Here is a 13,265-nt window from a genome sequence, read left to right on the forward strand (position 1 = left end):
CCATGATTTAACCGTCGTTTGCCAAGCCCCGACCGTTAATTTACTGCCGCTACTTTAAGCCCTCTAGCAGGCGTTGAGCTTCTTCTTGTTGCTCAACGCTGCCCTGCTTTAATACTTCAAGTAAAATCACTTCGGCATTATCGGTATCATCCATATCCAGATACACTTTTGCGAGATCTAACTTGGCTTTAAAGCCGTCGCTATCTTCCTGATCAACATCAATTTTGTTAACGCCATCAGTGAACTCAGGGAATTCATCGAGGCCGACATCAATGTTGGTTTTCTCATAGGGTTCTTGCTCAGTACTGGCGTCAAGGGTGTCAGACAACAAATCATCGACTGAGACAAAGTTATCATCTTCACTTTCAGGTGCCGTCAGTAACTCGTCGCCAATATCGAGTTGGTCGAGGTTGCTAATCTCATCGAGCTCTGTCAGCAGATCATCACCGCTGTCTTTGGTTTCTTCCTCGATATTTGCCAATAGCTCGTCAAAATCTAAATCGTCGAGTTCCTTGATATCATCGATCTCTCTAGCTTCTGAGAGAACGTCTTGCTCACTTTCACGGTTGTTATCTTGATCGCTCAATAAATCAGATAAAACACTGGCGTCAGTAAAATCAGGTGTTAGCTCTATTGGTTCATCATGTGGCTCAGCTTGTTCATCGAGAAGTTGGCTGAGCGCTGCCTCATCAAATGCTTGCTCTAGCTCTGCTAAGTCGGTTTCCGCCAAGTCATCATCATCCAATTGAGCTTGCTTAGTATCCAAAACATCTTGCTCAACAATGCCGGCATCATCTTCGGAACCAGAGTCGTCTAAGCTTGATTCGTCAAGGCCTGAATCTTCCTGCTCAGATAATATATCTTGCTCTGCGCTATCTAATTCGGAGTCGGGTTGCTCGTTCTCTAATGGATCAGCAATTGGGTCAGGGTCGAGATCATCACCAATGTCAAGAATGTCGTCTTCATTGGTATCACTGTCATCAGATGTAGGCGCATTTTCAGACAACAAGGCGTCGATATCTAAGTCATCATCAATCGCTAAATCGTCTTGCTCAGCGCTTGGTGTTGATTGTTCACCACCAGCATCAATAATACTGTCAATATCAAAGTCTGACTCGGTTTCGACGGTATCAGTTTCAACAGTGTCAGTATCAACTTCTACATTGTCTGCACTATCTTCAGTCGCTGATTGCTCAGTAATATCACTAAAGTCGATATTTAAAAACGGAGCGACGTATTCTTCGGTAAAGTTGTCAATCAATGCTTTATTTGCGCTGCTATCTTGCTCAGATACCTCAGATGTTTCTTCAGTTCGGGCATCTGTTTCGTCAGCGTCTGCATCTGCACTATCAATACTATCAATGTTCGATTCGTTATTGTTATCGCTTGCTGTATCATCAGCTGCGTTACCCGCGATGTTTCCTAATAGGGCATCAATATCATCTGGGTCAGTAATTTCTTCATTACCATCTGCTTGTATGTCATCATCTTCAAGACCAAGATCAGCTAGCAAGACGTCGATATCATCCTGTTCAGATATTTCTGTCGCGGGGTCTTCTTCGGGGCCCTCTACTGTATCTTCAGCAATACTCTCTGTAACATTATCAAGTAAAGCATCAATATCGTCAGGGTCTGATAGCTCTTGCGTTAGGTCTTCGGTTAAGTCTTCCTCTGCTGAACTTTCAGCAACATTATCAAGTAGAGCATCGATATCGTCAGGATCTGATAGCTCTTGTGTTAGGTCTTCGGTTAAGTCTTCCTCTGCTACACTATCAGCAACATTATCAAGTAAAGCATCGATATCGTCTGGGTCTGATAGTTCTTGCGTGAGGTCTTCGGTTAAGTCTTCGGCAGCAGCACTTTCTGTAACGTTATCAAGCAAGGCATCGATATCGTCAGGGTCTGATAGCTCTTGTGTTAGTTCTTCGGTTAACTCTTCGGCTACAGTACTGTCAGCAACATTATCAAGCAAAGCGTCAATGTCGTCAGGGTCTGATAGCTCTTGTGTTAGGTCTTCGGTTAACTCTTCGGCAACTGCACTTTCTGTAACGTTATCGAGTAAAGCATCAATATCGTCAGGATCTGATAGCTCTTTTGTTAAGTCTTCACTAACTTCTTGCAAATCCTCAACAATATCGGAGTCATCAGCGTCGAGCAGTGCATCGATATCTTCAGCGTCACTGGTAACTTCAGGTTCATCCGCAACAGATAAATCATCGCCCGCTAATAGGTCATCAAGTGCAGATTGATCTAATTCGCCGCCTTCTAACGCTTCGCCTTGACTGTCATCTGTCAAACCTGATAACAAGTCATCCAAATCACCTTGGTCAAGTGATCCGCCTTCAAGTACTTCGCCCTCATCACCTGAGTCAAGCGAGATATCTTCTAAGTCATCGAGTTCGTCATCGAGGTGAATCACTTCATCTAAATCTTCACCCTCTTTATTATTTTCTAAATCGACTTCTGGCTCATCTAAGGCATCATCAAGTGTATCGTCGAGGGCATCGTCTAAATCATCATCAGAGAACAATTGATCATCGGCCGCTAATGGTTCTAAATCATCTTCTGATAAATCAATCGCCAACTCGTCGTCAAGTGATAATTCATCGTCTAGCGATAGACTGTCATCAAGTGATAGTTCATCGTCATCAGCCTTGGTAACTTCTTCAGGCTCGGCAGCTACTTCTGGTTCAGCTGCTTTTTCTTTTGACTTCTTACTCGCTTTCTTCGGCGCTTTTTCAACTGTCTCGCCAGCGGGTTGATTTCTGCGCATCATAAAAAACATGACGAGCCCCATAATCAACAAAGCAGGAACAAAGCCCATTAGCATGTTAAACCAAGTTTTGTTAAAAATACTTTGTTCTTCTAACTCTCGGCGTTGCTTTTCTAATAACCTTTCCTGATCGTTTGCGTTGGCTTTTGCTACTAACTCTTGTTGAAGAGTTAACAAGCCATCCATTTGCAGCTTGATCTCTTCACCCTTTGCAACTTCCTCTTGCATAACATTAAGTTGCTCATTGAAATTGCTAAGGCGTTTTCTCAGTGCTTCGTTCTCTTTCAAAATAGCTTGCAAGCCGTCGATTGAGTCGAGTACATCGTTTTGAATAGTGGCGAGCTTTTGCTCCTGACTAGAGCCAAAATCGACTAACTTCTCGTTAATTTCAGATTTTGCCGCTTCTAGATCTTTCTTTTTAACTGTTTGCTCGGCAGGTTTTGCCGCTTTTTTGTTAGCTAAATTGAGTTTTGCGACTTTTTCTTGCCACGCATCATCGTCTTGATCAGAGCGCTGACGAGCCTGTTCAGAGTTAACCGCTCTAATAATATCGATTGAAGGTATTTTGAGATATTGACCTGAAACTAAGTGGTTGAGGTTATTATCTTTAAATGCTTGTGGATTAGTTTGATAGAGCGCCTGCATGACCTGATAAACAGACAAACGCGGGTCGGGGCGCACTTTTAAGGCAATATTCCACAAGGTATCGGCTTTGGTAACAGGGCCATAGCGGTCATACGGAAAAGCATCTGAGCTTTTCGGGCCTCTAATACGAATACCACCTTGCTCTGCAGCACAAGAACTACCAATAAACGAAACAAAGCTTATAAAAACTAACTGCCATATACACAGGCGTAACATTCGTTGCATTCAGCCTTTCCTAACCCTTAATTCTATTGCCAATTTTTTGACTTATTATTGACCACATTAACGCGGTTCTGCGCACGGTATTGTTGCATGTGAATCAGGTAGCAATAGTTATACCATTCAATAAACAACCATGTCTGAATAATAACGAATAACAAAAGAGAACAAAATAGTTTTATCTGTTTTCATTAGATCGCGGTGTCCTCCTTCACCATGTCGGCTAGAAGCTTAATTTCTTTAGGAAAAAGCTTGAGTCATGTCAATATCGTCTTCCGCAGGGTCAACCAGCCGAGTGTTGCAAAGAATTAACTCAACTTACTGCTTACCAGCCACATTATATTTTCTATCGGCCATAAAAAAGCACCTAGTCGCTAAACTAAGTGCTTGTTTAAATTACTGCTAATACTTTAATAGGCTGAATAATCAAAAACAGCCGAGCAGTGTAAACCTACTAGCTCAAGTACTCTTTGATTAACAGCTCAGCAATTTGAATGCTGTTAGTTGCCGCACCTTTGCGGACGTTGTCTGCAACAATCCACATGTTAATGCCTTGGTTATGGCTGATGTCTTCGCGAATACGGCCAACAAAAGTTGCGTCTACGCCACTCGCTTCACCAATTTGCGTTGGAAAATCTTCATCTTTTTCACACACTTCTAAGCCGGGCGCTTGCTTTAATAAGTCTTTCACTTCTTCTGCCGAAATCGGTGCACCAGTTTCAATGTGAAGCGCTTCACCGTGACCAAAGAATACAGGTACACGAACTGCGGTTGGGTTCACTAGTACACTGTCATCACCCAAGATTTTCTTAGTTTCCCAAACCATTTTCATTTCTTCTTTGGTGTAACCATTGTCTTGGAAAACATCAATTTGAGGGATCACGTTAAACGCGATTTGACGTGAAAACGCCTTCGGCTCTACCGGCTTGCCACTGAGTAAATCAGCACATTGTTTGGCAAGTTCATCCATCGCTTCTTTACCGGCGCCCGATACTGATTGATAGGTCGAGACATTAATACGATCAATACCAACAGCGTCATAAATTGGCTTTAACGCCACCATCATTTGAATTGTCGAACAGTTCGGGTTAGCAATAATATTGCGGTTGCGATAGTCGGCAAGTGCTTGTGGGTTAACTTCTGGAACAACCAAAGGAATATCTGGTTCGTAACGAAACTCTGAAGTATTGTCGATAATAATACAGCCTGCATCACCAGCTAGCGGTGCGTATTTAGCAGATACCGATCCGCCAGCAGAGAAGAAACCAATTTGCGCTAAGCTCCAATCAAAGGTGTCAACATCGATAACTTCAATGCTCTCGCCCTTAAACTCAATAAAACCACCCGCCGAGCGCGAGCTCGCCAATGGGTATAACTTGTTAATTGGAAAATCGCGTTGTTCCAAAATCTCGATGATGGTTTTACCCACTAAGCCTGTTGCGCCAAGTACGCAAACATCAAATTGCTGTGCCATTATCTCAAACTTCCTCTCTCTGTTGCCTTAATTTATCTATTCATACCTGATTTAGCTAAAACCAAAAGTTAACTAAAACCAAGTGCTCTAATACTCGAACTATACTGACTGTTGCCGTCATTAACCGTTAGCGAAGAAAACTCTCGACGAGTCGGGTATGTTTTCCTGATAAAGTCAAAACCATGCTGGTTAATTTGCTGTCTAAATAGCCCGTCGTCTCGATTGACATCGTAAACCATTTTTACCATTGGGGTTAGCAAAACTTGCTGTGATTGCTCACTTGCCGTTAACGCGAATGGTAGAGCTTGTTTGTGCTCGACCAAACTTGCTGCGTCAACGTTTAATTCGCTAACCACAGGCTGTGGTAAAAAATCAGCTAGGCACTTAGTTACAGGTAAATGTAGCTCATGACATAATGCCCGATAGAGCATTTCGGTGCCACGTGCTTTTCCTTCTAAGCTATAACCAGCAATGTGGGCGGTAGCAAGGTCTGCATGGTCAATCAATGGTAATAAAATATCCGGCTCATTTTCCCAAACATCTAACACCAACTTAACGCCATGACCTTGCTGTTTCTGCGCAAGTAGTGCCTTGTTGTCGATAACTTCGCCGCGACAAGCATTAATCACAATTTGCTGGTCGCTTAGCTTTGCGAGTCGTTCCTGATTTAACAAATGATAAGTCGCATCTGGACCAGATTTGGTCAGAGGTACGTGCAAGCAAATAGCATCACAATTCAACACTTGCTCTAACTCGACAAAATCGCGTGGGTCATCGGTTTTCGCTAGTGGTGGATCACATAAATGGTGTTTAACTCCGATGGCTGTGAGCTTTTCACTAACCCGTGAACCTGTGTTACCGGCGCCAACAATCCCAACAGTCAATTGAGATAAGTCGAGTAAATAGCGCTCAGCCATCACCACCAAAGCGCTAATCACATATTCGCCCACGGAAATGGCATTACAGCCTGGAGCCGAGTAAAAGGGAATATTGCGCGTCGCCAAATAATCCTGATCAACGTGATCAACACCAATAGTCGCACTGCCAACAAATTTTATTTGCTTATTATCCGCGAGTAATTGTTGGTTCACTTTAGTAATCGAGCGCACCAACAAAACATCGGCATCTGTTACGTGTTCTGAACGTAACGTTCGACCATTAAACGCAGTTAACAGGCCAAAGTCGGCAAAAAATTCGCGGGCAAATGGCATATTTTCATCAAAAAATATTTTCATTATCGGTTATTTATCTGATTGTTTATCTTTTGGCTGTTTTAACCTTCAGTTACTACAGGCGGGAAAATTTTTTAATAATATCAGTATAAAGCAAAAACACTGTCAGGGCTTTATATTATTGACTTTGCGCCCTATTTTTTAACATTTTATTTTTCGACAAATAAAATATTTTAATTTTTTTTTTCGTCTTTAGACAGCGCTTTCTAATTTACTTTTTTACACTCTTCACATATTCAAGAACCAGGAGATGTAAAATGTCTAAAATCGACACTATCAAAGAAAAAGTAAGCATTGATACGCTGAAAGAAAAAGTAAACCAAGCTGAAGATCTAGCACGCAAAATTTGGTTAGCTGGTATCGGTGCATACGGCAAAGGCTTTGATGAAGCACAAGGTCAATACGAAAAACTTAATACCGAAGCAACTAAACTTTTCAACGAACTTGTTGAAAAAGGTGAAAAGCTAGAGACTGAAGCAAAAGACAAGCTTAAAACTGAAAGTGAAAATGTTAAGTCAAATGTTGAAACACGCGTTGCAGAAGTTCGCAGCAAATTAGGTTTAGACAACGATGACACTAACAAAAAGATTGACGAACTTTCAGCAAAAATCGATACCTTAACCGAAGCGTTAAGCAAACTTGAAAAGTAATCTTTTTTAAAACTAACGGCACCTAATATCAAGCGCTATTAGTCCAGCGCCGTTAGTTTTTCCTTTTGAGGAGTACAGTTCAATGGCAAATTTAAAAGACGTTGAAAAAGTAGGCCGACAAGCATTACTCGCAACTTTAGGTGGTTATGCTAAAGGTTGGGAATACTTATCAGATAAAGTTACGTTGACAATTGACGACGCCAACAAAGTCGTCAACGAGTTAATCGAAAATGGCGAAAAAGTCGAGTCAGAATTAAAAGCGAAAGTAAAAAGCAATAATTTACTCGATGAAAAAATTGCCAGTTTAAAAGCGAAGTTAGGCGTAGACACTAGCGCTGAAGAACGCTTGGCAGAACTGGAAGCTAAAGTTGATGCGCTAACCGACGCGCTTAACAAAATTGTCGATGCCCGTTTAGCCGCATTAACCGAGCAAGCCAATAGCGCTGAGGCGAAAGCTGAACCAACAGCAACAACGCCAGCAAAAGCCGTTGCAAAAAAAGCACCAGCAAAAAAAGCGCCTACAGCTAAAACAGCAGCGGCTAAGAAAGCTCCCGCACGTACAACGACGACGAAAAGCAAAGCCAAACCTGCCGAGTAATCGTAACTAGTGGTGAATCTAGCCATCAATGGCGTTAACCCTACCATCCATTAACGCTCCTTGATTATGCTAGCGACAATGCCAACTGATACTTGGCATTGTCCACTTCCTCCTCTTCCAAATCTAACGTTCTTTTACTGATAAGTCGCCGCGATCCACTGTATTGTTTTTGTTTGACTTATTGCGAGTAACTGTCAAATCTGACAAGGCAAAAAAAAAGCAACAAACACATGCCTATTGCTCTAACGATTTAGTGCGGTGCTAAAATCAGCCTTGTGCTATTTGTGGCTGGTAATCACAATGCAAGCGCTCTTTTTCTTGCTCGCGCAATTGTGTTAAGTAACCTTGGAAGGTTTTACTGATACGTGTACTACGCTCAATAATTGGTAATTGCCGCCAAGTCGCGCGTTCTGCCATGGTCACTAACTCGTCGATACTTTGGACGGTTGGGTTTTTTAGAATTTGAAAAACGTTTTCTAATCGATTGTCCGGCAAAATATTGATATCACCGACGTATTGTTGGTCAACCAAAGATCTGACTTTATGTACCGCCATTTTGGCTGTTCGACCAGTCACCATGTTTTCAATCATGTCACAAGTGTAAATACTATTTGTTTTCACCATATTGGCAAAGTGGCGTTTAGTAATAGAAAAAATATCGTTACTATGCTTTTTATTACGCGGAATAAATGGCGAAGCAATAGGATTAATTTGACTGACAATACTGTGGTTAACGCCATACAGTCGAGCCAAACGATTAAATGGCATATCCGCCATAATAGAGCCATCGGCAAATTTTCGGTTTGGAATATAAGGCACTATTTCACCGGCGCGGTTTTTCGCTTTCAGCTGAACCGGCGAGAATAAAAATGGCACAGCTGTTGATGCCCTCACCGCTTGAGTAATAATGGCATTTGGCGAGGTTCGAGCGTTAAGCAAACGTGAATATTGATGTAAGTCTGCCGGAGAAACCGTTACGGAAACGTGTTTGCCAGTTTTTTGAAAGGCCTCTTCAAAGGTCATTAAGTCAAATAATTCAATGAGGGCATTTTCTAAGTTGGTGCTGTCAAACAGTGAATCTTTAAAAAAGCCCTGCCAAACACCCCACTCGTGAAAGCGCTCATAGATTGATTCTGAGCTGAGAATATCGAGCAACTCATCGTCTGTGCGAGTCGCGATTAGTGACGCCATAATTGAACCGGCGCTTGCGCCTGAGATCACATTCGGCATTAGTTTATGCTCTGTTAAGGTTTTAATGACTCCAACGTGAAAAAAACCTAAACTAGCGCCACCGCTGAGCATTAAACAGCTTTGACCGTAGGCGTGACTAGTCTCTTCGAAAAACGCTAGTTTGTCGTAAAAATCGACTTCGTGATCTGGCGCTTCATAGATAAACGCCATCGCTGAGCACACTTCTTCCAAAAACTCTTCAATCAGCTTTTTAGTGCCAATTTTGGCAAAACTGTGTAGCTCTGGGTTGGCAATATTGCCCAAGTTGCCGTGAATACCTTCATGTAGGATAAACATTAACCCGGCGGCATCGCGCTTTTCTTTAGCGTCGCGGATTCGATTCACACGCTTGCGTATTAAATTGTAATCATAGAGATTACACGACTCTTGCTCTCGCCATTCATCGGCACCCGAAAGAGCATCATGCTCAAGACTCGCTTCCAAAAACTCTTTATAACTGCTGGCATTAGCAATATCACTTTCTAATGCTTTTAATTTTTGCTTGGCCATAATGCGACACCTTAAAATCTCCGAAGCCTTAGTAAACGGTAATTTTCTAGAAATAGCCACCTAATCTTACGAAAAAACGCCTATTTGCGCTTAACTTGAAGGTAAAGTTTGTAAAAAAAGCATACTAAAACAAAAGCTAATCACTAGATTACCAACACAACATTCTTCGATTTTTAATCACTTCAGATAAAGAATGTAAAAAAGCACACATTTCAATAAAAAATAAAAATAATCATATGAATTTTAATGATTAATTATAAAAATAGAGTAAAACATCTTCATACAGATAACCGCTATAAATAGAATGTATTATATTTATTATTGACTGTTGACGAGTTATTTGATTAGCTAGAGCGAATAGAATTAAATTATATTTTGTTATCGAGCTAGGATAATTTAATCAGCTAATATGCAATGGATTATTGAGCATCACCTATTACTGCTAATACCTGTGGTCAGTGCCTTAGTTGGCTGGGGCACAAACTATCTCGCGGTAAAAATGATGTTTTATCCACTCAAATTTATCGGTATTGAAAAGCTTTACCTAGGTTGGCAGGGATTAATTCCCAACAAACGCAAAGAAATGGCCGAGATATCGGTTGACTTGCTGCTAGGTAAGCTGCTGAGCGTCCATGAACTCGTCGATAGGCTTGAACCTGACAAAGTCAACGCGGCAATTGAACGCCGATTAAAACAAGTCATAAAAAAAATAATTAACGAGGTCATGGAAGAGTCTGCACCTCGAATGTGGTCTGCACTGCCAGCTCAAGGCAAAAACCTCATTTACGCACGTGTTGAAGCTGACATTCCCAATGTCGTTGAAAAGCTAGTACGAGACTTCCAACACAACGTCGTCGAAATTCTCGATATAAAAGAGCTAGTCGTTGATTACCTCAGTGACCACCCAGCCTTGCTCAATGAAATTTTCTTGACCTCTGGTAATAAAGAGTTTCCTTTTATTGTTAATTCTGGTCTCTATTTTGGTTTTCTGCTTGGTCTGCCGACCATGGTGTGTTGGTACTTTTATCAAGCGTGGTGGATATTACCGGTAGGTGGTTTGTTGGTTGGCTATTTAACCAATTGGATTGCCTTACAAATAATCTTTGAGCCTAAGCACCCAATCAAGTTTGGTCCCTTCACTATTCAAGGGATGTTTTTAAAGCGGCAACACGAAGTTGCTGAAGTTTACGCTAATTTAATTGAACGCAAGTTGATGAACTCTGAAAACATTATCCGTGCCGTGTTACACGGTTCAGGTTCACAGCAGTTGTGGGAAATAGTTGAGTTACACGTAAGCGATGCTATCGAACGCTATGTCGCTATTGGCCAACCCTATTTCGGTTTGGGTATCGGGCCAGAAAGCTACTTCCAAATGAAAAAGTCCGCTGCTAAGCGAGTCTTTGACAGTTCAGAAAAATATTTACTTTACCTACACGAATACGCCGATTCAGCGTTAAATATTGGTGACGACTTACGAGATAAAATGCGCTCACTATCACCAGCTGAATTTGAAAATGTACTAAGGCCAGCATACAAGCAAGACGAATGGAAACTTATTGTTGTAGGCTCTGTACTCGGCGGTTTAGCCGGTATTATTCAGCTCTATTATATTTTCTAGAGGCGATATAAATACCCAAGAGTAAAGAATAATGTGAATAATACATCACAATAGTTTAGCAATAACCAATGAGACCAATATGGATAGAGGACGATGAAAACTGCTGAAAAAATTCTGCTGACCAGCTTGGAGCTATTCAATCAGCACGGTGAAGCCAATATCACATGTGTTGATATTGCTCTAGAGCTCGATATTAGCCCAGGCAACTTGTATTACCACTTTCGCGGTAAAGAGGCGATTATCGATGCCCTGTTCGATATGTACCTTGCAAGAACCAGCAAGATACTGGTTTCCCCGAGCAGTGACCAACTCAGTATTGCCAGCTTCTTCCACTATTTATCATCTCTGCTCGAAAGCGCCCATTTATTTAGCTTTATCTACCGAAACCCAACCGACTTACTACATAAATATCCCAGTATTACCAAGCGCTTTAACAAACTTATCTCCAGTAAAAAACAAGCGTTTGATGCAATACTTACACACTTTCAACAACACAACGTTATTATCGCCGACACCCTAGAACTAGAATCACTCAGCCAGCTGATCAATTTAGTTTTCACCCAATCTCAAAATTACTTCTTACTAACACAGCACGACATTCAGCAGCAAGAAATTAGTATTCAAAGCTTGCGTTGGCTATTTCATACCATATCGCCATACTTAAACATCGATGACGAAGAGCGCACCGTTTTACTGACCGCCATCGAGAACGAAACTACACTTACAGGCAACAGCAAGGACCAGCAATTATTAAAAAGGGCTTTTGATGTACCTTAACCTTTTCGGCTAAAGGTTAACGAATAAGAAATTCATCGAAATTAACGCCCATAATAAAGAGGAAGTCATTATGGCAAAAGGTTTATCACTATTAGATCGAGCGTTTTGGTTGACGGAAAACGCTCAAAACCCTAAACACGTGGCATCATTGCAATTTTTAAGTAAACCCGATGGTGCCAAAGATGACTATTGCAGCCAGTTAGTTACCCATTTAAAGCAGCACAATCAAGGCTTTAAACCCTATAACCAAAGAGTTGTCTCTTTCTTAAATCTCGCTATCGGCTTTCGTCCAGTGGACAGCCTAGATATGGACTATCACGTCAAATATCATCAAGTGGATGATTTAAAAGACAAAACCGCTATACACAACTTTGTCGCTAAACTGCACGAGCCTATGCTCGACCGTGACAAACCACTGTGGCAAGTACATATCATTGAATCTCCCAATAGTGATGAATATGCGATGTATTTAAAAATTCATCACATTTATGGTGACGGTGCCTCATTGATTACTTGGCTACAAGCTGCTTACCCGAAAGCTGCCGATAAACAATTTGTACCTTTTTGGGCGCAATCGCGTAGGTCGAAACCCAGAGCCAAGAAAAACCCTATCGCGAGCCTAATTAAAGGGCTCTGGAGCTTAGTCGTCACTTTTGTCCATCTGGGCGTAATCTTATTTTTCATTTTGCTTAAAATATTACGGATTAACCCGCTTTACATGCCAATACCATTTTCAGGCACTAAAACTATGTTAACGGGGCAAGTGACAAAAGGCCGCGTGGTTGCAACAACTAGCCTTGACTTTCAAGCCGTTAAAGCATTGTCGTTAAAGCTTCGAGCTTCCGTTAATGAAGTATTTTTGTGTTGTTTTGATATCGGCATTCACAAATTCTTAAAGGACCACGGTCAGCAGTTTGAGCGAGCCCTTATTACACAAATGCCAATCAATTTGCGTCGCCCGGGGGATGCCGTTGGAGGCAATAAGATAGCGATATTGCCAGTAAAACTAGGTTATGGACAAAAAGACCCTTACATTCGTCTACGTCAAATTATTGAAAACCACAGTATCGTTAAAAAAGTCGCTCGCAAAGTGAGCCCCGCAGCGCTATCAACTTATACGATTTTAATTCAGGGCTTTGCGCTTATTTTTGAAGTATTAAGATTATCTGATTTACACCGCCCTATCGGTAACATTCTGATTTCGAATGTGCCCGGCCCGAGAGATACTCTCTACTTTGGCGAAAGCCAACTCAAGAGCTTTTACCCAATATCAACGCTTACCGCAGGCGGTGGTGTGAACATAACACTACTAACATACAACAATAAAGCTGAAATAGGGTTAGTCTGTTCAGATAGAAAAATTGCCTCACTTGAGCCACTAGCGGGCTACTTCAAAGAAGCCTTCGATTTACTGTCAGATAGTGTTGATAATCCAGATCTAACTACCGACGATCTCGGCGAATTGGCTAAGTTATTACCACAACCTATTATCGAAGAAGAATTTCAAACAGAAAAAGTGAATGTCGCTTAGGTGACTAA

The 13,265-nt window shown here is 41.5% G+C and carries 9 protein-coding genes; 5 read left to right on the forward strand and 4 right to left on the reverse strand.

Annotated features, from left to right (window positions below):
• Window positions 1-49: 49 nt before the first annotated feature.
• The 3 genes from J7384_RS01520 to J7384_RS01530 all read right to left on the reverse strand — a co-directional run bounded on the left by J7384_RS01520 (window position 50) and on the right by J7384_RS01530 (window position 6,346).
• The gene (locus J7384_RS01520) at window positions 50-3,643 is read right to left on the reverse strand and encodes a FimV/HubP family polar landmark protein (RefSeq protein ID WP_209110516.1); all 3,594 of its coding nucleotides are present in this window, start codon (window positions 3,641-3,643) and stop codon (window positions 50-52) included.
• 448 nt (window positions 3,644-4,091) lie between these two features.
• Complete coding sequence (locus J7384_RS01525) at window positions 4,092-5,111, reverse strand: aspartate-semialdehyde dehydrogenase (RefSeq protein WP_209110524.1); 1,020 nt, start codon at window positions 5,109-5,111, stop codon at window positions 4,092-4,094.
• A gap of 68 nt (window positions 5,112-5,179) precedes the next feature.
• Window positions 5,180-6,346, reverse strand: coding sequence for a 4-phosphoerythronate dehydrogenase (locus tag J7384_RS01530; RefSeq protein ID WP_209110526.1), 1,167 nt, complete (start codon window positions 6,344-6,346; stop codon window positions 5,180-5,182).
• 254 nt (window positions 6,347-6,600) lie between these two features.
• On the opposite strand from J7384_RS01530, the gene J7384_RS01535 reads away from it, so the two are divergent.
• Together J7384_RS01535 and J7384_RS01540 are read left to right on the forward strand one after the other, a co-directional pair.
• Window positions 6,601-6,993, forward strand: a complete 393-nt coding sequence (locus J7384_RS01535; RefSeq protein ID WP_209110528.1) for a phasin family protein — start codon at window positions 6,601-6,603, stop codon at window positions 6,991-6,993.
• 82 nt (window positions 6,994-7,075) lie between these two features.
• Window positions 7,076-7,591: a hypothetical protein gene (locus J7384_RS01540; RefSeq protein ID WP_209110530.1), complete on the forward strand. Its 516-nt coding sequence runs from the start codon at window positions 7,076-7,078 to the stop codon at window positions 7,589-7,591.
• Between the two features lie 267 nt (window positions 7,592-7,858).
• Here J7384_RS01540 and J7384_RS01545 read toward each other — a convergent pair whose 3' ends face one another.
• The gene (locus J7384_RS01545) at window positions 7,859-9,331 is read right to left on the reverse strand and encodes a DUF3336 domain-containing protein (RefSeq protein ID WP_209110532.1); all 1,473 of its coding nucleotides are present in this window, start codon (window positions 9,329-9,331) and stop codon (window positions 7,859-7,861) included.
• A 409-nt stretch (window positions 9,332-9,740) separates the two neighbouring features.
• On the opposite strand from J7384_RS01545, the gene J7384_RS01550 reads away from it, so the two are divergent.
• From J7384_RS01550 to J7384_RS01560, 3 genes are all read left to right on the forward strand, one after another.
• The gene (locus J7384_RS01550) at window positions 9,741-10,949 is read left to right on the forward strand and encodes a DUF445 family protein (protein WP_209110534.1); all 1,209 of its coding nucleotides are present in this window, start codon (window positions 9,741-9,743) and stop codon (window positions 10,947-10,949) included.
• Between the two features lie 93 nt (window positions 10,950-11,042).
• The gene (locus J7384_RS01555) at window positions 11,043-11,726 is read left to right on the forward strand and encodes a TetR/AcrR family transcriptional regulator (RefSeq protein ID WP_209110536.1); all 684 of its coding nucleotides are present in this window, start codon (window positions 11,043-11,045) and stop codon (window positions 11,724-11,726) included.
• Window positions 11,727-11,796: 70 nt separating this feature from the next.
• Entirely contained in the window at window positions 11,797-13,257 is a 1,461-nt protein-coding gene (locus J7384_RS01560; protein WP_209110538.1) for a wax ester/triacylglycerol synthase domain-containing protein, read from the forward strand.
• The last annotated feature ends 8 nt before the right edge of the window (window positions 13,258-13,265 follow it).

The sequence above is a fragment of the Endozoicomonas sp. G2_1 genome, from assembly GCF_017744155.1.
Classification (GTDB): Bacteria; Pseudomonadota; Gammaproteobacteria; order Enterobacterales; family Alteromonadaceae; genus JAGHQT01.